The organism is Vibrio sp. 11986-1-5 (genome assembly GCF_963878025.1).
GTDB lineage: Bacteria > Pseudomonadota > Gammaproteobacteria > Enterobacterales > Vibrionaceae > Vibrio > Vibrio injensis.
In genome coordinates this window covers 225,984-251,237 of sequence record NZ_CAWNVW010000011.1, presented here as the reverse complement: position 1 = coordinate 251,237, position 25,254 = coordinate 225,984, and the positions used below count along the sequence as shown (strand labels likewise).

Annotated in this window: 22 protein-coding genes; 4 read left to right on the top strand and 18 right to left on the bottom strand. The window is 43.8% G+C overall.

Translation table 11 applies throughout. From position 1 onward, the window contains the following. Positions 1-56 precede the first annotated feature (56 nt). From AACS00_RS04135 to AACS00_RS04125, 3 genes are all read right to left on the bottom strand, one after another. The gene (locus tag AACS00_RS04135; RefSeq protein ID WP_110166594.1) at positions 57-1,679 is read right to left on the bottom strand and encodes a methyl-accepting chemotaxis protein; all 1,623 of its coding nucleotides are present in this window, start codon (positions 1,677-1,679) and stop codon (positions 57-59) included. Between the two features lie 237 nt (positions 1,680-1,916). Further along, entirely contained in the window at positions 1,917-3,863 is a 1,947-nt protein-coding gene (locus AACS00_RS04130) for a DNA topoisomerase III (RefSeq protein WP_110166593.1), read from the bottom strand. Between the two features lie 83 nt (positions 3,864-3,946). Then, positions 3,947-4,282, bottom strand: a complete 336-nt coding sequence (locus AACS00_RS04125; RefSeq protein WP_072669841.1) for a Grx4 family monothiol glutaredoxin — start codon at positions 4,280-4,282, stop codon at positions 3,947-3,949. A 321-nt stretch (positions 4,283-4,603) separates the two neighbouring features. On the opposite strand from AACS00_RS04125, the gene sodB reads away from it, so the two are divergent. From sodB to AACS00_RS04110, 3 genes are all read left to right on the top strand, one after another. Further along, the gene (sodB, locus tag AACS00_RS04120; RefSeq protein WP_110166592.1) at positions 4,604-5,188 is read left to right on the top strand and encodes a superoxide dismutase [Fe]; all 585 of its coding nucleotides are present in this window, start codon (positions 4,604-4,606) and stop codon (positions 5,186-5,188) included. Positions 5,189-5,315: 127 nt separating this feature from the next. Continuing rightward, on the top strand, positions 5,316-5,819 hold the full coding sequence (locus AACS00_RS04115; protein WP_072669843.1) for a VC2046/SO_2500 family protein: 504 nt from the start codon (positions 5,316-5,318) through the stop codon (positions 5,817-5,819). A 258-nt stretch (positions 5,820-6,077) separates the two neighbouring features. Continuing rightward, positions 6,078-6,743, top strand: coding sequence for an SDR family oxidoreductase (locus AACS00_RS04110; RefSeq protein WP_110166591.1), 666 nt, complete (start codon positions 6,078-6,080; stop codon positions 6,741-6,743). Positions 6,744-6,841: 98 nt separating this feature from the next. On the opposite strand, the gene AACS00_RS04105 is transcribed toward AACS00_RS04110, so the two are convergent. From AACS00_RS04105 to sixA, 14 genes are all read right to left on the bottom strand, one after another. Beyond that, the gene (locus AACS00_RS04105; RefSeq protein ID WP_072669845.1) at positions 6,842-7,594 is read right to left on the bottom strand and encodes an MlaA family lipoprotein; all 753 of its coding nucleotides are present in this window, start codon (positions 7,592-7,594) and stop codon (positions 6,842-6,844) included. A gap of 409 nt (positions 7,595-8,003) precedes the next feature. Further along, positions 8,004-8,513, bottom strand: a complete 510-nt coding sequence (locus AACS00_RS04100) for a DUF2802 domain-containing protein (RefSeq protein ID WP_072669846.1) — start codon at positions 8,511-8,513, stop codon at positions 8,004-8,006. Next, the gene (locus AACS00_RS04095) at positions 8,513-8,998 is read right to left on the bottom strand and encodes a chemotaxis protein CheW (protein WP_004394823.1); all 486 of its coding nucleotides are present in this window, start codon (positions 8,996-8,998) and stop codon (positions 8,513-8,515) included. The genes AACS00_RS04100 and AACS00_RS04095 overlap by 1 nt, the downstream gene beginning before the upstream one ends. Positions 8,999-9,036: 38 nt before the next feature. Beyond that, positions 9,037-10,041, bottom strand: a complete 1,005-nt coding sequence (locus AACS00_RS04090) for a chemotaxis protein CheW (protein ID WP_110166590.1) — start codon at positions 10,039-10,041, stop codon at positions 9,037-9,039. After that, positions 10,034-10,810, bottom strand: a complete 777-nt coding sequence (locus AACS00_RS04085) for a ParA family protein (RefSeq protein ID WP_072669848.1) — start codon at positions 10,808-10,810, stop codon at positions 10,034-10,036. Before AACS00_RS04085 ends, AACS00_RS04090 begins: the two co-directional genes overlap by 8 nt. A gap of 10 nt (positions 10,811-10,820) precedes the next feature. After that, positions 10,821-11,942, bottom strand: coding sequence for a protein-glutamate methylesterase/protein-glutamine glutaminase (locus AACS00_RS04080; RefSeq protein WP_110166589.1), 1,122 nt, complete (start codon positions 11,940-11,942; stop codon positions 10,821-10,823). A gap of 34 nt (positions 11,943-11,976) precedes the next feature. Next, positions 11,977-14,280 (bottom strand): chemotaxis protein CheA, encoded by a 2,304-nt coding sequence (locus AACS00_RS04075; protein WP_110166588.1) that lies wholly within the window; start codon positions 14,278-14,280, stop codon positions 11,977-11,979. Between the two features lie 9 nt (positions 14,281-14,289). Next, positions 14,290-15,006, bottom strand: a complete 717-nt coding sequence (locus AACS00_RS04070) for a protein phosphatase CheZ (protein WP_072669851.1) — start codon at positions 15,004-15,006, stop codon at positions 14,290-14,292. A gap of 120 nt (positions 15,007-15,126) precedes the next feature. Then, positions 15,127-15,495 (bottom strand): chemotaxis response regulator CheY, encoded by a 369-nt coding sequence (gene cheY, locus AACS00_RS04065; protein ID WP_040904166.1) that lies wholly within the window; start codon positions 15,493-15,495, stop codon positions 15,127-15,129. A 45-nt stretch (positions 15,496-15,540) separates the two neighbouring features. Beyond that, positions 15,541-16,275, bottom strand: coding sequence for an RNA polymerase sigma factor FliA (locus tag AACS00_RS04060; RefSeq protein WP_072669852.1), 735 nt, complete (start codon positions 16,273-16,275; stop codon positions 15,541-15,543). Further along, positions 16,268-17,155 carry a MinD/ParA family protein gene (locus AACS00_RS04055; protein ID WP_072669853.1) on the bottom strand — a complete coding sequence of 296 codons (888 nt, stop codon included), beginning with the start codon at positions 17,153-17,155 and terminating at the stop codon, positions 16,268-16,270. Before AACS00_RS04055 ends, AACS00_RS04060 begins: the two co-directional genes overlap by 8 nt. Positions 17,156-17,168: 13 nt before the next feature. Then, positions 17,169-18,605, bottom strand: a complete 1,437-nt coding sequence (gene flhF / locus AACS00_RS04050) for a flagellar biosynthesis protein FlhF (protein WP_375152939.1) — start codon at positions 18,603-18,605, stop codon at positions 17,169-17,171. A gap of 66 nt (positions 18,606-18,671) precedes the next feature. Then, positions 18,672-20,765 carry a flagellar biosynthesis protein FlhA gene (flhA, locus tag AACS00_RS04045; RefSeq protein ID WP_110166585.1) on the bottom strand — a complete coding sequence of 698 codons (2,094 nt, stop codon included), beginning with the start codon at positions 20,763-20,765 and terminating at the stop codon, positions 18,672-18,674. A gap of 261 nt (positions 20,766-21,026) precedes the next feature. Then, a complete protein-coding gene (sixA, locus tag AACS00_RS04040; RefSeq protein WP_072669856.1) occupies positions 21,027-21,494 on the bottom strand; it encodes a phosphohistidine phosphatase SixA in 468 nt (155 codons plus the stop codon). A 229-nt stretch (positions 21,495-21,723) separates the two neighbouring features. On the opposite strand from sixA, the gene AACS00_RS04035 reads away from it, so the two are divergent. Then, the gene (locus tag AACS00_RS04035) at positions 21,724-24,501 is read left to right on the top strand and encodes an insulinase family protein (RefSeq protein ID WP_110166584.1); all 2,778 of its coding nucleotides are present in this window, start codon (positions 21,724-21,726) and stop codon (positions 24,499-24,501) included. Here AACS00_RS04035 and AACS00_RS04030 read toward each other — a convergent pair. Beyond that, the gene (locus AACS00_RS04030) at positions 24,493-25,092 is read right to left on the bottom strand and encodes a VOC family protein (RefSeq protein ID WP_072669858.1); all 600 of its coding nucleotides are present in this window, start codon (positions 25,090-25,092) and stop codon (positions 24,493-24,495) included. The genes AACS00_RS04035 and AACS00_RS04030 overlap by 9 nt on opposite strands. Positions 25,093-25,254 lie beyond the last annotated feature (162 nt).

Below are 25,254 nucleotides of genomic sequence, written 5' to 3'. Positions count from 1 at the left end.
CTTCTCCACTTTGTTGTCTTTATCCGACTCAATAACAACCGATATGAACTCGGTTGTTATACTTTAAAACGCTGTAACTGCTCATCCAATTGGTTGGCACTATCAGCCAGATGCTGGCTTTGTTCAGCCAAATCTTGCGCCGATTGGCTAATATGATCAGCCGACAGATTGATATGGCTCACATTGCTATTCATCTCTTCTGCTACGGTGTCTTGCTGCTCCGCTGCAGTGGCAATTTGGGTCACCATGTCATTCGCGCGAGTAAGCTCAGTCACCATCTGTTTTAACATTTGCTTAGTTTCGGTTGCGGTTTGTACGTTTTCCGTCACACGGCTATGACATTGCTTCATTGCCTGAGACGCACTGCCCGCTCTGGCAATCAAAGACTCGATCGTTTGCTGAATTTGATGCGTCGATTGCTGAGTACGGCCAGCCAAATGACGCACTTCATCCGCCACCACCGCAAAGCCACGACCTTGCTCCCCAGCACGCGCCGCTTCAATCGCCGCATTGAGCGCCAATAAGTTAGTTTGTTCAGAGATGGCTTGAATCACATCAACAATTTCATTGATACCTGCAACGTCATTACGTAGCGCTTCAACCAATTGATCGGTTTGTGAGACTTCTTGAGATAACTGCTCGATGTTTTGCTCGGTTCTCTCCATCATGCTATTGCAACTTAACGCTTGATTGGCGACATCATCCGTCGATGCAGCAGTTTGCTCGGCATTTTGCGCGACATCACGAATGGTTGCATTCATTTCATTCATGGCCGTTGCTAATTGCTCTAGTTGCATTCGCTGCGATTGAGTACTGGTTGCAGTCTCCTCACTGGCCGAAGCAATTGATGACGCCATCTCAGCGGCGTTCATTGCTGACTGCTTGGCGGTAATTAAAGCTTGATGGGTGCTTTCGATCATCGAATTTATCGAACGCCCTAAGCTAGCAATCTCATCACGTCCTTTAGGATTAAAACGCACCGTCATATCCCCTTGCGCTGCGCGCTGAACCTTGGTAACGAACAAAGCCAGAGGATCGGTGATATTTTTACCAATAATGCTCGAAAATAGCAAAGTAATCACTACCCCTGCTAAAGCAAAACCGACATAGAATAAGGCATTTTGATAGACGGTTTGATTGATATCATTAACGATAACGCCGGTGCCAATAACCCAATTCCAACCACTGGCTTGCGCAACATAGGAAATTTTGTCTTCAATCGGGCCACTGGGTGGTACAAAAGTATATTCAACAAATCCGGCTCCTTGGCGTTGCACAACCTGAGCCATTTGTTGCCAATGAAAACGACCAGCACCATCACGAACTTGACTCATATCTTGATTGTCCATTTCGGGGCGTAAAGGATGCAGTACTAAACGAGCATTGGCGGTCATCACCCAAAAATAGTTATCATTGTCATATCGGAGTGCCTTGATCGCTTCGATCGCTCGTTGCTTAGCTTCTTCTTCACCAATTCTTGGTGCTAAACGAGCATAATAATCGACTAAACTGACCACTGATTGAACTTGATTTTCAACACTTTGTTGACGTTCTTGAAAGGCCATTTCTCGTAACTTACTTACCCCATAAAGGCTAATAAGAACAATAATAGTCAGAGAAATAAGTTCGATCACCAAGATTTTCTGACGAACGTTGAGGGCTCTAAGTATCTTTAACATGGTGTATTCCTAGCGCAAGCGTGATAACGGGCATTTTTGCCTCTGTATAATGATTCCATCCTGATTCTTTGTGATATTCATCCAAGAACCAATGCTTACTATGGAAAATATTAACCGCCTATGCAACAGGGCTATTATTTTTATGTGGATTTATTCTAACTTTCACGCAACAAATCCTAATTACTTCATCAATCAGTGGCAAATCGTCGCACAACAACACCTTTATGCTGCTGATGCTCAGCGTGCAGACGAGCTTTTTCTTTTACTGCTTGTCGACCTTCTCTTGGTTTTAAAAGCCGGACGTTTAACTGGCGGTAAAGCTCGCAACGAAGCGGGAACAGGTTGTTGTTTGACTTGCTCTACCCATTGACTGATTTGCCGCTCCAGATCTTCAATAAAGGGTTGATAAGCTTGACCTCTTTCCGCCATTGCTTGTAACTGATGTTCCCAATGTGCCGTCATATCAGGGTAAGTCGCTTGCAGTGGTAACGCCTCGACTAACCCTTTACCGGCTGGGGTGCTTTTAATCTGTTTTCCTTCTCGTGTCAGCAATTGGCGTTTGAATAATGTATCTAAGATGCCCGCTCGGGTGGCTTCTGTACCAAGCCCATCGGTTTCACGAAGAATTTTCTTAAGCTCTTTATCTTCCACAAAACGGGCGATCCCCGTCATCGCTTGCAACAATGTAGCTTCGGTAAAATGGCGGGGGGGTTCGGTTTTACAGGCTTTTATTTCACCTTCACGACATATTAACTGTGTACCTACAGGCAAAGGTGGAACCGTATCAATTCCCTCTTCGGTTTGCTCTTGTTGCCCAATAACACCTTTCCAACCCGCGAATACCAATTGTCGGCCTTTAGCAATGAAAATTCCTCCCGCGATGGTAAAAACAAGTTTAGCTTCAGCGTACACCGCAGGAGGATAAAATTGCAGTACGTACTGGCGAGCAATCAGCTGATAAATATTCTGTTCTGCGGCAGAAAGTCCATGGGTGTTACTTTGCTTGGGCGTCGGAATAATCGCGTGATGCGCATCAACCTTACTGTCATTCCACGCTTTAGAACGTAATGTACGGTCAGCACTCGCAACCGCAGTTTGTAATGGCTGTAGATTATGCGCAATCGCCGTCAATATCGTACCAGCCTGAGCGAAATGCTCTTTGGGTAAATAACGGCTGTCAGAACGTGGATAAGTGATTAACTTGTATTTTTCATACAATGACTGACAAATATCCAGCACTTGTTGAGCACTCAAACCATAGCGCTTGGCAGCATCAATTTGTAACGCGGATAATGAATAAGGCAGTGGTGGTGCTTGCTTAGTTTGCGTTTGTTCTGACGCTGTAACCATTGCAGGCTGATTTTGAATACGACGGGCAACATTTTCAACCAAAGCGCGGTTTAACACTCGCCCTTCTTCATCTTGCCAAGGCTGGCAGGCTTCACTAGGCTGCCAGCGAGCTCGAATATCAAACTCATGCCCTTCTACTTGATAGGAGATCAAGGCGTGTAAGGTAAAGTAATCGTGAGCAACAAAATGGGCAATCTCTGCATCACGGCGCACCACCAATCCCAGTACAGGAGTTTGCACTCGACCAACAGACAATACTCCTTGATAACCCGCTTGTTGCCCGAGCAAAGTATAAGCGCGAGACATATTCATGCCGTACAACCAATCTGCCCGAGAGCGCGCTAATGCAGAGACTGAGAGTGGAATAAATTCACGATTACTGCGCATCGATGAAAGTGCGCGCTTCACCGCCGGCAAGTTAAGATCATTGATCAATAAACGTTGGATATTGTGCTGCTTTTGCTTAGCAACCTGACAATAATCAATCACCTCATCAACCAATAGCTGGCCTTCGCGGTCAGGATCACCAGCATGGATAATTTCTTGACTGCTTTTCAGTAACTTACGCACGATTGCTAGTTGTTGACTCGCGGTTTTTCTCGGTTGTAGCTGCCACTTTTCCGGAAGAATAGGTAAATCTGCTAAGTTCCACTTCTTGTATCGTGGATCATAGCTATCAGGTTCTACTTGCTCAAGTAAATGACCAATACACCAAGTCACTTTATCACCATTAGCACATTCAATAAAACCTTGCTGCTTCTTATGGGGCTTGGGCAAGGCATCAGCAATGGCTCGGGCTAAACTGGGTTTTTCAGCAATGAATAAGCGGCTCATAACAGTCTAAAATTTAAAAAATTAGGGCCACATTAACCAATGTGGCCCTAAAAAATCAAGCTAAACTGTATTTTTATACAGTATTATGCTTCATCTGTCGCGTTACGTGCAGCAGCTTCTTTAATTAATGGCTGTAATTCACCTTTTTGGAACATTTCCAAAATAATGTCACAGCCACCAATCAATTCACCTTCAACCCATAGCTGCGGAAAAGTCGGCCATTGCGCATACACTGGCAGCTCTGCGCGAATATCTGGGTTTTGTAAGATATCCACGTAGGCAAATTTTTCACCGCACGCCATTAATGCTTGAGCGGCTTGAGAAGAGAAACCACAGCTTGGCAGTTTAGGTGACCCTTTCATATAAAGAAGAATTGGGTTTTCAGCAAGTTGCTGTTTGATTTTATCGATGGTTTCCATTGCTTCCTCTTAATGGATGGCTAAGTTAATCCCCTCCATTCTAAATCATTAAGAGAGAATAAAAAGCACATTCTGTTTATGGGTTTAGCAAACTGAAATGCTAATGATCGCGATTTATTGAGTTAACTGAACTTTTTCTTTCACTTGGGGTGTTAATAAAGTAAAAACTTGCTAAAATAGGTCACAAGTCAGTTTTACCGACTCCATTAGAATAACACTGGAAGCAATCAAAGAAGTGTCTACATCAGCCGTGGGCCGTAACCTATATTTGACCTCGTCTGCTTAGTCGTTTCTTTCCTCTCAACAACGGAGAATTGAACAATGGCATTTGAACTACCAGCACTACCTTACGCAAAAGATGCGCTACAACCACACATTTCAGCAGAGACTTTGGATTACCATCACGGTAAACACCACAATACTTATGTAGTAAAATTAAATGGCTTAATCCCTGGTACTGAGTTTGAAGGTAAATCTCTCGAAGAGATCATCAAAACGTCAACTGGCGGTATTTTTAATAATGCTGCACAAGTATGGAACCACACTTTCTACTGGCACTGCTTATCTCCAAACGGCGGTGGTGAGCCAACAGGAGCAGTGGCAGAAGCCATCAATGCGGCCTTTGGTTCATTTGCTGATTTTAAAGCAAAATTCACCGATTCTGCGATCAACAACTTCGGTTCTTCGTGGACTTGGCTAGTGAAAAAAGCAGACGGCTCGTTGGCAATTATCAATACTTCTAACGCAGCAACACCAATCACTGAAGAGGGAGTCACACCCCTATTGACGGTCGATCTGTGGGAACATGCTTACTACATCGATTACCGTAACCTGCGTCCAGACTACATGAATGGCTTCTGGGCTCTAGTGAACTGGGAATTTGTTGCACAAAATCTCGCGAAGTAATCTCGCTGACCAGCTGGTGAGTGTCAAGTCATACTCAACAGCCGATAGCCTACCTTAAATAAGGTAGGCTTTTTTATTAAAGTTTTTTCTTCATATGCCGTTATTAGTGATGCATTGAGGAGAAAGCATGCAAGTACATACATTAGATAAAGCCGGAATAATTAATGAGTTACAGCTCGGAACTGGGGTCAACCAAGCGGTACAGCAAGGTCGTCATGCCGATTTCGCTTTGTTTATGGCACTCTTCTCCAATGACGTTCGCGATACCGCGCCAGTCGAGCCGATCACCACTCAGCGCACAACTGAAGAACAGCTACGTCAACGCTTTGAACTGCCAGCATGCCAAGCACTACGCAATGATCAAAGCTCTTACGCTATTTCGGCTCAGCAAGCGAGGCTGTTTCATTCTGGTGGTATAGCTAGCGCTAAATTGTCGCACTATTTGCAACCAGAAGTGCTCACCTACCTACCAGAAGATACTGAAAATTTCCCAGAAGAGGTATATTTAAATCTCTCTGGACATGACCGCCGACATCTCGCACAGCAAGAGACCAAGACGTTAATGCTCATGGATCTATACCCTATTCTTAATCAATCACTCAGAAAAGATCAATTACGAGCCCAAGTGTAGGAAGCATCTCAACAACATCGAAAACAGCCTCTTATCAGCCAAAACGTTTGGATCTTTATTAGCCAAAAGCTAACCACACCTAGAGCAACAGTGTATATTTTTGCTTAAGACTTCTCACCGAATGTGAATAAGCGCAAAGAAAAAACGATTACTTTTTAACCTTCCTGGTTTATTTGAAGCAATTCACACCATCATTTCCCCCCTTCAACCATGCTTAATTCACCCAATGGTTATAGTCTCCTCCAAGGAAGGCACACTATGAAAATTAAAAGCGCATTAATTTTAATTACCTCAGCCAATTCGCTACTTGGCGGAACGCTGGCGATGCATTTTTCTCGTTTGGGTGCTAATGTCATAATATGCGATACTGATCATAGTGCTTTAGTCACTACTTGGCAGCATTGCTACGCGATCAGTCATCGTGTTCATTACTACACGTTACCCGACCGTTCTCCAGCAAGTATTCATCAGTTATTTGACTATATTGAAACCACCTACCATTCAGCGCCAGATGTGTTAATCAATCATTGGCCAAGTGTGCATTTTCCTTCTTTAGTCGATGAACAACCTACAGAGCGTTTTATTCAGCAATTAGCAAACATGGCCTCTTCTCTCTTTACCTTTGGTCAAACTTGCTCAGAAAGGATGCGTCAACATCAAGCAAAAGGGGTGATTGTTAACCTCGTCTGGCACAATACCACACAGCAACAAGCGGGAATGGAAAATACGAATTCTATGGTTGCCGGATTTACCCAAAGTTGGGCCAGAGAGTTAACACCCTATAATATTCGCGTCGGTGGCGTAATACCAATGGCGGGACATCATCAGGATTGGCACTGGGCGGAAGTGCAAGATGAGCTGATTCGTAATACGGAATACATTGTAACTAATGACTATTTTAGTGGGCGTGTTATGTCAGCATGATGAAAATGAACAACAGAAATGAAGACTGAAGGCGCAGGTCACTTTATGCTCAGTGACCTGCGCGCATTCAAAGTTATTAACAGATAGCATTGAGAAAACTAGAATCCGCCGTCGAGATAATCATCGAGAAAATCTTCTTGCTCAGAATCATAGCTTTGCGTGTCTCGCTCGGCTTTGAAGTCACGGCGTTGTAAATAAACTTCTCGCGTTAACGCATAAGGATCAGGAGAACGCTGTAGCATGGCCTCTTGAGGCACTAAAGCGGCACGAGTTTCCATTCCTTGAACCGCCCATTTACCAATGCTGCCCCAAATATTCAAATACGCGAGCGGGACATACCACCCATCAACCGTATCAGCCACTTCTCGAACAGTATAAGGTCCATATCCCGGCACCATTAAATAAGGTCCATTGCCCACACCATAATAACCTATCGCATCACCAAATTGCTTATCGTCATGCTTACGAATTCCGGCTTCTGATGCAATATCAATCAATCCTAAAAGTCCAAAAGTACTGTTTAACCAAAAACGGTTAAAGTGATCGAGTGCTTTTTCACCGTTACCCATGATCAGGTTATTAACCATACTGGCCGGCTCATCTAAATTAGATAAAAAGTTCGCTAAACCACGTCTTAATGGTGATGGCACATAATCGACATAAGCCAGCGAAACAGGACGCGCTAGATAAGGGTCTAGGTAATCGTAATTAATTTTCCACATCGCGCGGTTAAACCCTTCTAATGGGTCACTAGGATGTGATTCGTTGCGTGCATCTTCCGGTACCGAGCTACATCCGGCCAGTACCAGCATCAATAAAAACATTGCTATCCGTGACAAACGGCTGGGCATGGTCATAATCCAATTGGTGAAAAGTCATGGCGCTGCTCGACTTTTACGATGTAAATATAGGGTGAATACAACAAAATGAGCCTTAAAATATCATATTATTACCGAATTTGTCTTACTCAATATCACCAAGATATTAACGCTCATTCATCAGCAAAAGAAACTTTCGATTGCTTTGAATCATTTTCGGTAGTCGCTGAAAAGTATCAACGCACTATTTAACGGCCTTTGATACTAACACAGCACGCTAAACACAAATAGAATAAGAGTGAAACTCGCTTTAAAGCTAATCATTATCGATGAAAAATCAGACAGCCATCGGCCATTATCAAATAACAGGTAATTATCTGTTATTTATTGTTTACAGAAATAAAAACCAAAAGGAAGCACAACGCTCCCATTTAGTTTTTATTTAAAGAGATGGTTTACGAGTCGGTTTCTTACCAGTACTAGTCGTAGACATACGCCCTTCTGGGTCACTACTTAAAGGCGGAATGGATTCTTTACCAGCCAATTTTTTTTGCAATGATAGCATTAATTCAGCTTCAGCTTTCGGTAACTCACACTCCTCGATGAGTTCATCAATGTCGGCACCTAGCTTAACCATTTTACTTGCCCGACTATATAGGCGGGCATCGGTATCAACATTTTCTAACTGCTTAAGACGATCACTTAAATGAGTAATAATCTCTTGTTGTCCGGTAACCTTTTGTCCCAGTCCTATCGCTGCAGAACGCACCTCAAATAACTGCTTGGTAGTTTTTTGCAACTCTTTATCAAGCTGGCGAACTTGCTGACGAAAATAATCGCCTTGACGAGTTAATGAGCGGCGCAAAAACCACAATCCAAGCGTAAAGAGTACGATAATCAACGCCGCTCCCCCCATAAGGATGGGAGGCGTAAAGTATAAAAAATCACTCATTAAAGATGAGCCATATCGTCCCACTCTTCTTGCGATAGCAGTTTATTGAGATCGACTAAGATCAACAGTTTTCCGTCGCGATTACTCACTCCTTGGATAAACTTAGAACTCTCTTCCGTACCCACACTTGGTGTCGTATCAATTTCTGATGAACGTAAGTAAACCACCTCAGCAACACTATCAACTAAGATACCAATGACTTGACGCTCAGACTCAATCACAATAATTCGTGTGTTGTCGGTGATTTCACCTTGCATTAAGCCAAAACGCGAACGCGTATCGATAACAGTCACAACGTTACCACGTAGGTTAATAATACCTAAGACATAGTCAGGCGACCCTGGGACGGGTGCGATTTCGGTGTAACGTAACACTTCACGGACTTGCATCACATTGACGCCATAAGTCTCTTCTTCTAGTTGAAATGTTACCCACTGAAGCACTTCATCATTTGAGTGTTCTTTTCTCACTTCTACTTCAGACATACCTTTTCCTCTTTAAGTCGTGACCGACAAAATATGTATTATTTATCGAGCGCTTGGACATCAAGGCCTGCATTAAGCATAGCGATTAATGCATTAACATGAATCAAAGCACACATTTTTTCTTTAACCATACCAGCAAGCCATGGCCGCTTGCCAACTTGCTCTCGCCAACGAACCTTGTCGCTACTTAACCACTCTGTACCTAATAGTTTAGTACAAGCTAAGCCCCACAGGCTGTTATCTAACATAACTATGTATTGATATTCTTTTTTGTACGTGTCATCAGCTAGCTTATCAGACATTACCCATTTGGCGGTATCAACGACATCCAGCTGTGAATCACGGTTAGTTTGCAGACCTAAATACCATGCGGGACGTCCAATCAAATGATTCAATGTGGTTTTACGATGGATACCACCTAACTCATCCAGTGGCACTGCGAAAGTAACGCCATTGACATCGAAGTACAAAACTTGAAAATTTTGTTCACGAACTGAGCATTGCCACTGGCCGATACCGAATGGATCAGGTTGTGGTTCTTCACTGACTAACGTGTCATTGGCTATCTCTGGCTCAACAATCACCTCAGGCTCTACCACCAAAGGCTGAGGAGATGGTTGTTCAACAAACATCTCAGGCTCTTTGACCGTGGTGACAGGATCAGCTTCAACGAGCGCCTCTTCAATTTCCCATTCTTGAATTTCTTCTACCGATCTCTCAATAACCGTTTGAGCTATCTGAGCGGTGTTTTCTGCCATGACAACTTCAAGATCAAGATCGGCAACAGGATTATTATTCTCTAGCTGACTGAGTAAACGCTGTACATCATCTAAATTAGGTAGCTCAAATTCAACCAATTCTTGTTCGATGTAACTATCTGCGCTGCGCTGACGAGCAGGCAGCGGTTGAGGTTCATCTATTGGCTGACTAAGCGTGGTCGTAAAAGGACCATCTTGCCAATCTGGCTGTTCCAGCTCTTCCTCTAATAAAGCCGCGAAGTAATCATCTAACGCTTGTTCACTAGATAGTAAGGAGTTACTCATCGATAGCCAACCTCTCTAAGAAGAGTAACAACTGTTTATAAGCAAACACACCTCGGCTCCCTTCTGCAAAATGCGAAGCAGGTAGACGCTTTAAACTTGCATCACGAAATTTAGTATCAATAGGAACAGCTGAGGCCCATACCTGTTCAGGATAATCTTTTTTTAGTTGAGTCAACGTTTGCAATGACGCACGAGTTCGTTTGTCATACATCGTAGGCACAATGGTCACTTTAAACTCACGATTACGTGACTTTTGCATGATCGCTAATGTACGGACCATACGTTCTAAGCCTTTCATTGCTAGAAATTCAGTTTGCACTGGAATTAAAATACGATCACTCGCTGCTAACGCATTGACCATCATCACTCCGAGAATCGGTGGACAATCGATCAGTACGTAGTCATAACGATGGCGTAAAGCAAGTAATGAACGTTTAAGTATCAGCCCCATACCGCTGCGATTACCCATCACGCGATCTAAAGTCGCTAATGACATATGAGCAGGAATAAGATCCATATTTTTAATATCGGTGCGCAGAATTAATGGCTCAACATTTTGTTCATTAAACTCACGCAACTGAAACAGATCAAACAAACTCGTCGGTACGGCATCAGAATCATAGCCTAAATAAGTCGTTAATGATGCATGGGGATCGGTATCGACCAGCAAAACGCGCTTACCTTGTTGGCTTAATAAGCCAGCAAGGGTAATGGTCGTAGTCGTTTTACCTACGCCTCCTTTCTGGTTTGCCACACTCCAAACAATCATTAACGTTTCCTTAACTCAAGCCAACTTCAATTAACATGCGTTCCGCGATACGATCTAACGGCAAATCTTCAGATGAAATACCCGCCTTGGAAACCGCTTGAGGCATGCCATAAACAACACAACTCTCTTCATCTTGTGCCCATACAGTTGCTCCAGCAGATTTCAGCATTCGAGCCCCTTCACGGCCATCAGCCCCCATCCCTGTCAGAATCATTGATAAAACTTTCTCACCAAAAATTTTAGAGGCGGAACCAAATGTTACGTCAACACATGGCTTATAGTTCATCCGCTCACCACCATCAATAATACGCAATCTGGCTGCTCCTGGGCGTCCATCTAACATCATCTGCTTTCCACCAGGTGCAAGATAAGCGGTACCAGGCTTAAGAACATCACCATCTTCCGCCTCTTTCACTTGAATCTTACATAAAGAATTAAGGCGACTAGCAAAAGCACCTGTGAACGTGGCTGGCATGTGTTGGATCAAAATTATCGGATGAGGGTAATTAGCCGGTAATTTAGTTAAAATTTTCTGTAAGGCTACGGGGCCTCCCGTTGACGTACCAATCGCGGTTAATTGATATTTTTTACCACTTGCTTTGAAACGTGATAGCGCGGAAGGTGCTGTAGCCAAACGCCCCTGAGCTGGCGTTTGTGAATCAGCTACAGACCGTGGTGAGGCAGTATTGGCCGTGGTTATACTACTAGTTACAACCGGACGACGCATAAAATTGCGTTTTGCCGCAATTTGTAATACTCGTTGCTGCAATAAAGTCACCGCATCTTCTCGATTGCGCGCTATATCCTCAAATTTTTTCGGCAGAAAGTCTAAAGCGCCAGCATCCAACGCATCCAGCGTTGCTTTTGCACCATCATGAGTCAATGACGAAAACATTAATATTGGCGTCGGATTATTGGCCATGATCTCACGTACAGCACTGATCCCATCCATCACCGGCATCTCGATATCCATAGTGATGACATCTGGTTTTAGACGCATGGCTTTATCGACAGCTTCTCGGCCATTAGTCGCGACATCAATCACTTCTAAGCGCGATTCAGCGTTGATGATCTCACTCACTCGGCGTCGAAAGAAACTTGAATCATCAACAACTAAGACTTTAATCGGCATAGTTACCCTTATCAATTGAGTGGTCTATCGACCACTAAATACGCGAAGCAGCTGCGTATTTCTTAAGTAAATCAGAGACATCAAGTATCAAGGCTATATGACCATCACTGGTTATAGTGGCACCTGACATACCAGGCGTACCTTGCAACAGCTTATCGAGTGGTTTAATAACCACTTCTTCCTGACCAATTAATGTATCCACAACAAGACCAACGCGTTGGTTACCAATTTGCACAATCACTACATGACCATGGCCTTTACGAGGCTCAACTTTACCCGCCTGAGGAGCTAACCAATTCTGTAGGTAGAACAGCGGGATAGATTTTTCACGCACAATGATCGTTAGCTGACCATCGACAATATTGGTCCGGCTTAAATCAAGGTGGAAAATTTCATTAACGCTCGCTAACGGTAAAGCAAATGGATGACCTGCAACACCGACCATTAACGTTGGCAAAATAGCCAATGTTAGCGGAACTTTAATGGTAATTTTCGTTCCTTTGGTCAGCTCAGAATCAATATCAATCGAGCCGTTAAGTGTATTAATGGCGGTTTTAACCACATCCATCCCTACACCACGCCCGGAAATATCAGAGATTTTCTCTTTACTGGAAAAGCCCGGCATAAAGATAAGATTAAAGCACTCTTTATTAGTCAGTCGAGAAGCGGCATCTTCATCCATCATGCCACGTTTCACCGCAATTGCTCGCAGTTTATCGGGGTCCATACCACCGCCGTCATCAACGATAGCCAGCTCAATATGGTCACCTTCTTGGGACGCAGAAAGTATGACTTTACCCGTACGTGGTTTTCCTGCAGCAACACGATCGTCTGGCATTTCAATACCATGGTCAACCGAGTTACGTACTAAGTGAATCAATGGGTCCGCAAGCGCTTCAACTAAATTTTTATCAAGATCCGTTTCTTCCCCTTTCAACTCCAAAACAATATCTTTGTTTAGAGTTCGAGCCAAATCGCGAACAACGCGAGGGAAACGGCCAAATACCTTCTTGATTGGTTGCATGCGCGTTTTCATTACCGCGCCTTGTAAGTCTGCGGTAACCACATCCAGATTAGAGACTGCTTTCGACATCTCTTCGTCGTTACTATTAAGACCAAGACTTAACAATCGGTTTCGTACTAAGACCAATTCACCCACCATATTCATGATGGTATCGAGTGTCGAGGTATCAACCCTGACTGACGCCTCAACTTGCGGTTTTTTAGCGCCACCGGAACCTGCGGCCACTAGCTCGTTCTTATCTGAGTTGCTTTCCGCCGGAACAGGCTTGGCTGACACCGCAGGAGCGGCAGCCTTAGGTTTTGACGGTTCTACTGGTTTCTTTTCAGTAGGTGGGCTGACTGGTGCTGTGGGTTTCACTGCTTGAGTGGTATTGGTTGCCGCTGGACGCGTAGCCATTTCTAGCTCTTCAACCGATGGTCCTTTACCACTACCGTGTAAGTCATCTAATAAACGCTCAAACTCTTCATCAGTCATGATATCGCCATTAGCGTTCACATTTGATGGTGTGGATTTTGCAGCTGGCGGTGACGATACCGTTGGAGCGGGCGTTTCTACAGAACTATGTAATGAAGGGCTTTTACCTTTGCCATGCAGCTCATCAAGTAACTTTTCAAATTCATCATCGGTAATATCACCAGAAGCAGCAGGGGCAGAAGCGGCGGCTGGTGAGGGCTGAGATTTGACAGCATCATTGGCTGGTTTTTCCGCACCAGGGCTACGGCCTTTGCCATGCAGCTCATCAAGTAGGCTTTCAAACTCATCATCACTAATATCATCAATCGAGTTAGCATCGATATGATTGTTACTCGGGGCTTGAGCGCTCACATCCTCGGACGGTGCTTCTGCATGAGATTCTGGTTCAGGTTCAGGTTCAATTTCTTCAACAGCATCAATCGACACAGCACCTTCAGGTTCATCCTCAGATTCAGGCTTACACATATCATGCAATTCTTGAATTAATATCGGATCAGCTGGTTGTAATGGTTCTTGATTTTGTACCGCTTGAAACTGTTCATTAACCGTATCCAAAGCACGCAGCATCACATCCATCAAACGAGCGTTGACACTACGTTGACCATTACGTAAATAGTCAAACACGTTTTCTGCGCCGTGACAGGTTTCTACCAGTTCGGTGAGCGAGAGAAAGCCAGCGCCCCCTTTTACAGTGTGAAAACCGCGGAAAATGGCATTGAGAAGTTCACGGTCTTGTGGGTTATTTTCTAATTCTACTAGCTGTTCTGATAACAACTCGAGAATCTCGCCAGCTTCAACCAGAAAGTCTTGAAGAATGTCGTCGTCTAAATCGTAGCTCATACTTTACCCCTAAAATCCAAGACTCGATAATAAATCATCGACATCGTCTTGCGATGAAACTGCATCTATACGCTCATGAGGATTAATAATTGGTCCCTCAGGCTCACAAGGTGCTTTTTCAACTTTTCCTGATTGTTGTAATTGATTTTTACCAAATACGGTCAAGATCTCTACTAAGCGACCTTCCACCTCATTCACTAAGGTGATCACTCGGCGGATAATTTGTCCCGTTAAATCTTGAAAATCTTGCGCCATCAAAATTTCGGTTAATTGCCCTCGAAGCTCACTACTATTGCCTTCTATTTGTGAAAGAAGATCATCAATACGATGGCAAAGTGCTTTAAATTCATTCAAGTCAATTTTACCGCGCATGAGCGCATTCCACTGTGGTCGAATGAGTAGCAAACTTCCATGTAGGTTGTCGGCTATAGGCAAGCAGCGATCAACCGCATCCATTGTTTTATTCGCAGCGACTTCAGTTTTATCAATAACATAATGCAATCTATCTCTAGCATCAGGCATTTCGTCGTTAGCAATTTGACTCATTCGTTCATCAATTTGAAATTGGCGCAATGAATCATGCAGATCACGAGTCAACACGCCGATCTCTTTTAGCATTGGATTGCCTTCAGATTCATACACTTGTTGAACCAGTGTATTGGCGCTATCTTGCTGCCCATTTTCTAATAGTTGAACGAGTTCTTTTGCTTGTTCTAATGAAATCATCCTGTCTTAGCCTTGCTCACATAATGGATAAATACCCGTTCGCTGACTGTTTTTTGTACGCTTAACGTTACCGCTTACATGCAAAAAAATCGCAATGAACTTTTGACCAGTGCTTTAAAATTATAGGCGGTCAAAAATCTTATCTAACTTTTCTTTCAATGTTGCAGCCGTAAATGGTTTTACGATATAGCCATTAACCCCTGCTTGAGCAGCTTCTATGATTTGCTCACGCTTGGCTTCTGCAGTAATCATCAGTACTGGTAAGTGCTTAAGCTCTGCATCCGCGCGAATATTTTTCAGCAGATCAATACCTTGCATACCAGGCATGTTCCAGTCGGTCACCACAAAATCAAAACCACCTTTTTTTAGCATTGGCAACGCCGTCAAACCGTCGTCCGCTTCTTGGGTATTATTAAAACCCAAATCACGAAGTAGGTTTTTTACTATACGGCGCATTGTTGAAAAATCGTCAACAATAAGGATTTTCATATTTTTATTCAAAATTGCCTCCACTGAGTTCAAAGTCAGTGATATTTAGTCGTTTTGTGTCCAAGAACTCAACTTAGTTCGCAGACGTTGCATAGATTGGCTTAGTATTTGACTCACGCGGGATTCACTTACGCCAATTACCTCACCGATTTCTTTTAAGTTTAGCTCTTCATCATAATAGAGCGAAAGTACCAAAGCTTCACGTTCTGGAAGTGATTTTATTGATTCAACCAATGCTTTACGAAACAATTCGTCGGCCACACCCTGAAAAGGGGCATTGTCCTCCTCATCATCCAATGGTGAAATAACATCATCCGATACACCTAAATCTTCGATACCCACTATCCTTGAGCAACTGATATCCGTTAATGCATTGTGATAGTGTTCAAGAGACATCCCTAGGTACTGCGCAATTTCTGCATCGCTAGGGTCGCGACATAATTCACCCTCTAATATCGCGATAGCTTGGCTGATCTCTCGATTATGCTTATGGACCGAGCGGGGAACCCAATCTCCACGACGAATGTCATCTAACATTGCACCACGGATTCGAATCCCTGCATAGGTTTCAAAACTTGCCCCTTTACTTCCATCGTAATTTTTTTGCGCTTCAAGCAAGCCAATCATGCCAGCTTGCATTAAGTCTTCAATGAGTACGCTGGGTGGTAAACGCCCGATTAAATGATGAGCGATACGCTTAACCAATACCGCATACTTTTCCAGAAATAGCTTCTGGCTAGTCATATTACCGTATTGATCGTAAGTCAGCGCTTTATTCACCAAAAGGTTCCTCTACTGGTTCAGTTCGATTAAGCAGTCGCTCTACAAAAAACTCTAAATGACCACTTGGCGTTCGTGGTATGGGCCAAGTGAGTGCTTTATTGGCTAACGAATTAATCGCCAATGAAGCAGGAGAGCGAGGATAAGCATCAACGACAATTTTCTGTCTTTTTACTGCCTGTCTCACATTATCGTCTAAAGGTATGCAGGCGACGAGTTCTAAGCCAACATTTAAAAATCGCTCTGTGACTAAAGTCAATTTTGCGAATAACTCTCTTCCTTCACGATAGCTCCTCACCATGTTGGCGACAATTTTAAATCGCTCAACTTGATGTTCTCTGCTCAAAAGTTTGATCAAAGCATATGCATCGGTAATAGAAGTCGGTTCATCGCATACTACCACAACCACATCCTGCGCCGCACGAGAGAAACTCACTACCATGTCAGAAATCCCTGCAGCCGTGTCGACCAATAGAATATCCATCTCATCTTCAAGGGAACCAAATGCTCTGATTAACCCAACATGCTGAGCATGAGATAACTCGGTCATCGATTGAGTACCCGATGTCGCAGGAATGATTTTTATACCATGCGGCCCTTCAACAATGGAGTCTTTTAATTCACATTCGCCCGCTAATACGTGACCTAGGTTACGTTTAGGGCGAATTCCGAGCATTACGTCAACATTAGCCAATCCTAAGTCGGCGTCCAACACCATGACTTTTTTCCCTTGGCGAGCCATGCAGATAGCCATTCCAAGAGCTACGTTCGACTTGCCAACTCCGCCTTTTCCACCCGTCACTGCAATGACTTTGGTCACTGAAGGTTGAGTTAAACGGCGTAAGCCGCTTGCTTGATCATATATCATTTTATTCGTCATATTTGTCCGCCGCCTAGAATCTCTCTGAATCGCTATTCCAGTAATGAGGTTCATTCTCTGTCGACTTCTCTAGTAACTCATTTGCTTTTGCCACCATGTACTTTGGCTGAGCAATCACTATGTCTTCGGGTACACGCTGTCCGTTAGCAATGTAAGCTACGGGTAGCGCATTTTGAACGACAACACTGACAAACTCTCCTAAGCTCAAACACTCATCGAGCTTAGTCATAATGCACCCAGAAAGAGGAATTCTCCGAAAGTGCTCAATCGTCTCCTGTAGCACTTTACGCTGTGCTGTAGCGGGTAATACAAGGTAGCTATGGATCACTTCATCGCTCTCTTGCATTAAGGTATCCAATTGCTCAGATAGACGTACATCACGTTGCCCCATACCTGCAGTATCAACGAGGATCAAGCGTCGATTACGTAACTGATGAATTACATCGGCTAACTCTTTGGAATCTTTAGCAACTCTTACTGGACAACCCATAATTCGACCATAAATCGAGAGTTGTTCATGAGCACCAATTCGATAGGTATCAGTAGTAATTAATGCGACATTATCTGAGCCATACTCCATCGCTGCACGAGCCGCTAATTTAGCAACCGTCGTCGTTTTACCCACTCCAGTTGGACCCAGTAATGCAACGACACCGCCGCGTTGTAAAATATCTTTTTTGACTACAGGGATTTGATCGGAGACTAAGCCGAGTAAAGCTTTCCAAGCTTTCGGTGGCGGCGTTTCCTCGGGGATATAACAAGCGAGTTGATCAGCCAACTCCAAAGAAACACCCATGCGTTCCAAACGCTTAATCAGCATCGCTCGCAAAGGCTCGCGACGCTCCACTTCTTGCCACATTAATCCCGATACTTGGTGCTCAAGTAAACGTCGAATTGAGTTCATCTCTTCGCGCATACTCTCTAACTCTTGCTGAGTCAGTGTTGGTTCATTGTCTCGTTTCGGTTCGTAACGTGAAGAATCTAAACGGGGTCGTTGACGAGACGTTGGACTCTCTTCGGCCATTAACTTTGCGAGCGCGCTTTCATTCGCCAATTGTCGGTTAGGCGTCGTTTTAGCCTGGTTGCGCTGCAATAATGCTGTTAATGAGTCTTCATTTTCTGCACGATGCTCGGTATCCGGTGTTTGGCTGTACTGTTTTAGCATACTAGCAAAGCGCTGAGTCATGGAAGCACCATTGGCATTGCTGGCTTTTAAACTGACTCGATCGTCTTCCAGCTCTCTTGCGCTATGACGAGTGGATAGATTGGGCTTACGATTATCATGATGAGCTGGCGAGGCTCGATAAGATTTCGTCGCGACAGGAGCAGGGGAGGATGAAGCTGAATCCGCATCAACCGCGGCGACAATTTCGACACCTCCTGCGACTTTTTTGTTCGACATAATGACAGCTTCCGCTCCAAGCTCTTCTTTCACTTGCAGCAGCGCCATTCGCATGTCTTTCGCAAAAAATCGTTTAATTTTCAAGGCAGATATCCGTACTGTTGGTTAACGTGGTTAGTTACCCACTGCCTGTACAATTCGAATCTGTTTCTCATCCGGGATCTCTTGATAGGAGAGAACTCTGAGATTTGGAATTGTATTTTTGACAAACTTAGCTAACGTTGAACGCAAGACACCAGAAGTCAATAATACAGCGGGTTCCCCTTTAAGCTCTTGCTCTTGAGTCGCTTGGCTAAGCGCCATTTGTAAACGTTCCGCCAAACCAGGTTCAATGCCTGCGGACTCTCCGCCTGAAGCTTGCATGGTTTGATGCAATATCTGTTCCAGCTCAGGGATAAGAGTAATAACCGGCAACTCAGGTTCTATACCATTGATTTCCTGTACAATTAATCGTTTCAATGCGATACGTACTGCAGCGGTCAAAATGTCAGGTTCTTGACTCTTACCTGCATATTCAGACAAAGTTTGAACAATCGTGCGGATGTCTCGGATTGGGATCGCTTCATTGAGTAAGTTTTGCAGTACTTTAACCACTACCCCGAGTGATAATTGGTCAGGGACAAAACCATCAACCAATCTTGGTGCCGTGCGTCCAAGTAGTTCAAGTAAGTTTTGTACTTCTTCATGACCAATTAATTGTGCAGCGTTATTGGTCAGTAATTGACTCAAATGTGTCGCTAATACGGTCGAGGCATCCACTACCGTGTAACCCAGTGCTTGAGCATGCTCACGCTGCTCTTCACGTATCCACACGGCTTCTAAACCAAAGGCGGGATCGTAAGTATGTTCACCATCGATCATACCGTATACTTGGCCGGGGTTAATGGCTAGTTCTTGATCGGGTCTAATTTCGGCTTCACCAACAGCAACGCCCATTAAAGTAATCCGGTAACTATTTGGTGTCAGCTCAAGGTTATCGCGAATATGTACTGGAGGAATTAAAAAACCAAAATCTTGTGACAGTTTTTTACGGACACCTTTGACACGATCCAACAGCTCCCCACCTTGATCTCTATCGACCAAAGGGATCAAACGGTAACCCACTTCTAAACCAATCACATCAACAGGCTGTACATCATCCCAAGATAATTCACGTAATGTTGGAGCATCTCCGTCCACTTTAACGGGCAACTTAGCCTCTTCTTTCTCTTTTGTTTGTTTACGTTGCAACCAATACGCAGCGCCACCGGCTAAGGCTGCCAGTAATAAAAAAGAAAAGTGTGGCATTCCAGGCACCACGCCCATAACACCCAGTATCCCAGCGGTAATCGTTAAGGCTTTAGGATTATCAAATAACTGAAAAATGAGCTGTTCACCCATATCTTCATCGGTATTTTGTCGGGTAACCATAATGGCCGCACCGATAGAAAGCAGTAACGAGGGGATCTGCGCCACTAAACCGTCACCAATGGTCAACAGAATATAGATTTCCATCGCTTGGCTAAAACTCAAATCGTATTGGATCATGCCAATGATTAAGCCACCAACAATGTTAATAAACAGGATCAAAATACCGGCGATAGCATCACCTTTAACAAACTTTGATGCACCATCCATTGAACCATAGAAATCCGCTTCTTTCGTCACTTCAAAACGGCGAGTTCGTGCTTGCTCTTGATCAATCAGACCGGCGTTCAAATCAGCATCGATTGCCATCTGTTTACCGGGTAACGCATCAAGCGTAAAACGTGCACTTACTTCTGAAATCCGTCCAGCACCTTTGGTGACAACCATGAAGTTAATGATCATCAAAATAAGGAAGACAACCAAACCAACAGCGTAATTACCACCAATAACTACACTACCAAAGGCTTCAATCACGTTACCTGCAGCACCAGAACCTTCATGTCCATGCAATAACACCACACGAGTTGAAGCTACGTTTAAGGCTAAACGCAGTAACGTAGCGATCAATAATACGGTGGGAAACGCAGCAAAATCGAGCGGGCGACGGGTATAGACGGTTACCAGTAATACCACCATCGATAACGCAATATTAAAGGTAAAAAATAAATCGAGTAAAAACGCAGGAATGGGTAAGACCACCATGGCCAACGTGGCCAATACCATGATTGGCGCGCCAATTGCAGGGAGACTGCGTTGTGGAATCTTAGGTAATTTGTGAGCAAATGGCAGCGTAAATTTCATAGGCCTGCAAATAATAAGTTAATGGAAAATTACGACAAAACGGTGTACGAGATCCTACCGAGTAGCTAAGGATGCAAGTTTTAGTCCAGTTGTGTACGTCAAGAATATGACGACCAGTAGCAAAAGCTTATCTCTCACTAACATCATGTTCATTATGGACGATAAAAAAGCCGCCTAAAAAGCAAGGCAGCTTTATCCCCCAATGGCTGAGAGTATCAACCTCAACTTATTGGGGTAATCGATAATGTTTATTCGCCCTAATTACGGATAGACATTCCATAATACGCTGGCTTGCTTTGTCTCAGGATCAAACTCTAAACCGATAGCACCAGAAGTAGGAAACATAGGCGCAGGTACGCCTGCAACAAACTCTGCCACTAAATAACCGACCAAAGGCAAATGAGAAATAATCAATAATGTCTCGATTTGCTGCGTTTGAATCAGGGCCGTTAGATACTCAAAAACATCTTCCGCCTGACCATAAGGGGTAATATCGTCACAGGTCTCTACCTTCGACACAGAAAAACATCCCGAGATAACCTGCCAAGTTTGCTGAGCTCGTAAGTAAGGGCTGACCAATACTTTATCAAATTGATCTAACCCTGATTGTTTAGCAAACACACGCGCAACAGCCGAGGATGCAACTTTTCCTGTTTCGGTTAACGCCCGCTCTGCATCACTGTCCGCATAATGTTCAGCTTCTCCGTGACGCATAATCACAATTTTCATATCTTTACCTATTAACCTATTGTCGGCATGCTCTTTGCGCTAGGGCACATTGACCATAAGCATAATTATAACAGTCTACGGTTTAAAGACATCGATGAAGCTAACACTCTGCTAAAAAGTTGTTATCACGATGAAAATGACCGTTTGTTCAAAATTTTAATCACCGTCAATTGGCAGGCTGTTATTTCAGCGCCATACTTAATGCTCATCCCTCGTTTGGAGACCCTCTGTGCATATAAGCCCCAATGATAATCATCATTATCGTTATCTCACTTTAGATAATGGATTACGTCTGTTATTAATCCATGAACCTGATGCACAGAAATCTGCGGCAGCACTGGCGGTTCGAGTCGGTCATTTTGATGATCCTAGCGACCGACCTGGCATGGCACACTACCTAGAACACATGTTATTTCTGGGTACTGAAAAATACCCTAAAGTCGGCGAGTTTCAAAATTTTATTAGTCAGCATGGCGGCAGTAATAATGCGTGGACAGGGACTGAGCATAGCTGCTTCTTCTTCGATATCGACCCCAATGCGTTTGCTAAGGCGCTGGATCGTTTCAGTCAGTTTTTTTTAGCGCCATTATTTAATGCAGAAGCCCTAGACAAAGAACGTCAAGCGGTTGACTCTGAATTTAAGATGAAACTAAATGATGACTCCAGACGTTTATATCAAGTACACAAAGAAACCATCAATCCAGCTCATCCTTTTGCGAAATTTTCCGTCGGAAATCAACAGACATTGGCCGATAGAGACGGTGTATCAATCCGTGATGAAGTGATCGCTTTTTACCAAACGTATTACTCAGCCGATATCATGACATTAGCGATCATTGGCCCGCAATCACTTGATGAGTTGCAACGCTGGGGGACAGAAGGCTTTTCGACCATAGTCAATACTCAACAAGCCGCCAAAAACATTACTCCCCCTTTTGTTGAGCAACAACACACTGGATTATGGCTTTATGTTGAGCCATTAAAAGAAACTCGTAAGCTGCTCTTAAGCTTCCCAATGCCGAGTACGGATGCCTATTATCGATATAAACCCCTCTCCTACTTCGCTCATTTACTCGGCTATGAAGGAGAAGGTAGCTTATTACTGGCACTAAGAGAGCGAAACTGGATAACCTCTCTCTCTGCTGGAGGTGGAGCCAGTGGCAGTAACTACCGAGAGTTTTCTATCAGTTGTACTTTAACCCAACAAGGTATTGAACACGTCGACGACATTGTTCAGATGCTATTCCAAACCTTGGCGCTTATTGGCCGTGAAGGACTTAATGAATGGCGCTATCTAGAAAAAAGAGCGGTACTTGAATCCGTTTTCCGCTATCAAGAAACCTCACGCCCTCTGGATATTGTCAGCCACTTAGTCATCAATATGCAGCACTATGAGCCGGAAGACATCATGTATGGTGATTACATGATGCAGGCCTATGATGAGCGCTTATTGAAAACTATTCTCAGCTATCTGGTACCAGAGAACTTGCGAGCAACCCTAATTGCCCAAGGTCTTAGCTATGATCGCAACGCACAATGGTATGGAACACCCTATGCTTGCCGTTCATTTACTCAGCAACAATTAAGTCAATACCATACTCAGACACCTCATTTCCCAGTCAAATTGCCTGAGAAAAATCCTTTTATTTGCCATCAATTAGAACCTAAACCCTTGGTTGATACTACTGAGCAGCCACAGATCGTTGAAGAATTAGCCGGTTTTAGATTATGGCATCAGCAAGAGGCTGAGTTTCACGTCCCTAAAGGCGTGATCTATATGGCTATTGATAGCCCTCATGCGGTGTCAAGCACCCGTAATATTGTTATGACTCGCTTATGCGTAGAGATGTTCCTAGATAGTTTAGCCACCCAAACCTATCAAGCGGAAATCGCTGGGATGAGTTATAACCTCTATGCTCATCAAGGTGGTGTTACCCTTTCCATCTCTGGTTTTAGTCAAAAACAACCGCAATTGATGAAAATGATTTTGGATAAGTTTGCTCAACGTTATTTTCAACCAGCACGTTTTGCCACGATTAAACAACAATTAAATCGTAACTGGCGTAATGCAGCGCATGATCGTCCTATTTCACAGTTATTTAACGCGATGACAGGGTTACTTCAACCAAATAATCCCCCCTATATCGACTTACTTAATGCTCTTGACAGCATAAAACTCGAACATCTCGCCCCCTTTGTGGAATTGATTCTTTCTAAACTGCATGTTGAAATGTTCGTCTACGGGGACTGGCTCGCCCAAGAAGCGCTGGTATTGGGAGAAATGCTAAAAACAGCCTTACGAGTCAATGATCAAGCTTATCAGGAGTCATTGCGCCCACTGATAACTCTAGGCAACCATGGATCTTTTCAACACGAGGTTCATTGTAATCAGGATGATTCTGCGGTCGTGGTCTATTATCAATCGCCAGACAGTCAACCACGCAGTATTGCTTTGTATTCACTCGCTAATCATCTAATGTCAGCGACGTTTTTCCATGAAATACGTACGAAGCAACAGCTCGGTTATATGGTGGGTACTGGTAATATGCCCCTTAACCGTCATCCAGGCATTGTTCTTTACGTTCAATCCCCACACGCAGCGCCAATTGAGCTGATCAACTCAATCGATGAATTTTTAAACGCTTTTTATATGGTGTTGCTCGAATTAAACGAATATCAATGGCATAGCAGTAAAAGAGGGTTATGGAACCAAATTTCCGCGCCAGATCCGACGTTAAGAAGTCGAGCGCAACGATTATGGGTCGCCATTGGCAATAAAGACTGGACCTTTGATCAACGAGAAACCGTACTGGCAGAGCTCAAGCGACTTAGTCGCTCTGATATGATCCGCTTTGTCGTTAATCAATTAAAACCGAGAACCGCCAATCGGTTAATTATGCATACCCAAGGGCAAGGTCATCATCATGCTCCTCCTTTTACTCTTGGGCAACCGATTGATTCGATAGCAGAGTTTCAATTACGCCCTAAAGTTTATGATTTAGGCTAATCTTTCGGACTCAATCACTTGCCTTAAGCTGTAAGGATGCAGCTTAAGGCAAACTCCCTGCCATTTAAAAGCAACCGTTGGGTTTGCAAGCCGCTCCCCTTCACCTTGTGGACTGGAAAGTTTAACCTTAACTCCCAATGCCGCTAATGAATCCCAACGCTTCGCTAATTCAGGAAAGCGTTGCAAAATAGCCTGCAGATAGGCGTGTGCTGATGTGGTCTCCGCGTGAAAAACAAATTCAACGTGCTCCCATCCTTGCGTCGGGTAACACTTTCCTTCCACTGGATAAGGCAGTTCTAAACAGGCGATCGCCCTGTGCTCATAAACAATGGGCTGGCGTAAATCCAACACGATAATAGGCCGACCATTGATATTCGCCTCAGAGAGTAAAGCGCCATACTCCAACCAAGCCTGATGAGCAGCTTGAGCCAGTGGCCACTGGTTGATCCTAAGCGCGATATGATCAATCGCGAACGATGACAGGTCCATGTGTAAAATCTTGCATAATTGATGAATTTTATCCATAAAATCATCAACTTTACTTTTCATCTGCTCAGGGTGAAGTCCAGAGTTGATCAGTAATTCAGACATAATAATCATCCAAAATCGGTATTTTCAGCTGATAGTATCAAGATTCCTCTTTAAAGTAGAAAAATACCTAATTTTCTCCCTATGTGCCTTCTCATAAAATTGTTATTATGAGCGGTAAATTACCAACAGAATCGAGATATGCACTCTACTACCCTGTAGTGA

What these genes read in the sequence shown, in the direction of transcription:
- AACS00_RS04135 (WP_110166594.1), bottom strand. Translation starts at nt 1,679, where the DNA reads ATGTTAAAGATACTTAGAGCCCTCAACGTTCGTCAGAAAATCTTGGTG.
- AACS00_RS04130 (WP_110166593.1), bottom strand. Translation starts at nt 3,863, where the DNA reads ATGAGCCGCTTATTCATTGCTGAAAAACCCAGTTTAGCCCGAGCCATT.
- AACS00_RS04125 (WP_072669841.1), bottom strand. Translation starts at nt 4,282, where the DNA reads ATGGAAACCATCGATAAAATCAAACAGCAACTTGCTGAAAACCCAATT.
- sodB (WP_110166592.1), top strand. Translation starts at nt 4,604, where the DNA reads ATGGCATTTGAACTACCAGCACTACCTTACGCAAAAGATGCGCTACAA.
- AACS00_RS04115 (WP_072669843.1), top strand. Translation starts at nt 5,316, where the DNA reads ATGCAAGTACATACATTAGATAAAGCCGGAATAATTAATGAGTTACAG.
- AACS00_RS04110 (WP_110166591.1), top strand. Translation starts at nt 6,078, where the DNA reads ATGAAAATTAAAAGCGCATTAATTTTAATTACCTCAGCCAATTCGCTA.
- AACS00_RS04105 (WP_072669845.1), bottom strand. Translation starts at nt 7,594, where the DNA reads ATGCCCAGCCGTTTGTCACGGATAGCAATGTTTTTATTGATGCTGGTA.
- AACS00_RS04100 (WP_072669846.1), bottom strand. Translation starts at nt 8,513, where the DNA reads ATGAGTGATTTTTTATACTTTACGCCTCCCATCCTTATGGGGGGAGCG.
- AACS00_RS04095 (WP_004394823.1), bottom strand. Translation starts at nt 8,998, where the DNA reads ATGTCTGAAGTAGAAGTGAGAAAAGAACACTCAAATGATGAAGTGCTT.
- AACS00_RS04090 (WP_110166590.1), bottom strand. Translation starts at nt 10,041, where the DNA reads ATGAGTAACTCCTTACTATCTAGTGAACAAGCGTTAGATGATTACTTC.
- AACS00_RS04085 (WP_072669848.1), bottom strand. Translation starts at nt 10,810, where the DNA reads ATGATTGTTTGGAGTGTGGCAAACCAGAAAGGAGGCGTAGGTAAAACG.
- AACS00_RS04080 (WP_110166589.1), bottom strand. Translation starts at nt 11,942, where the DNA reads ATGCCGATTAAAGTCTTAGTTGTTGATGATTCAAGTTTCTTTCGACGC.
- AACS00_RS04075 (WP_110166588.1), bottom strand. Translation starts at nt 14,280, where the DNA reads ATGAGCTACGATTTAGACGACGACATTCTTCAAGACTTTCTGGTTGAA.
- AACS00_RS04070 (WP_072669851.1), bottom strand. Translation starts at nt 15,006, where the DNA reads ATGATTTCATTAGAACAAGCAAAAGAACTCGTTCAACTATTAGAAAAT.
- cheY (WP_040904166.1), bottom strand. Translation starts at nt 15,495, where the DNA reads ATGAAAATCCTTATTGTTGACGATTTTTCAACAATGCGCCGTATAGTA.
- AACS00_RS04055 (WP_072669853.1), bottom strand. Translation starts at nt 17,155, where the DNA reads ATGACGAATAAAATGATATATGATCAAGCAAGCGGCTTACGCCGTTTA.
- flhF (WP_375152939.1), bottom strand. Translation starts at nt 18,605, where the DNA reads ATGGCGCTGCTGCAAGTGAAAGAAGAGCTTGGAGCGGAAGCTGTCATT.
- flhA (WP_110166585.1), bottom strand. Translation starts at nt 20,765, where the DNA reads ATGAAATTTACGCTGCCATTTGCTCACAAATTACCTAAGATTCCACAA.
- sixA (WP_072669856.1), bottom strand. Translation starts at nt 21,494, where the DNA reads ATGAAAATTGTGATTATGCGTCACGGAGAAGCTGAACATTATGCGGAC.
- AACS00_RS04030 (WP_072669858.1), bottom strand. Translation starts at nt 25,092, where the DNA reads ATGTCTGAATTACTGATCAACTCTGGACTTCACCCTGAGCAGATGAAA.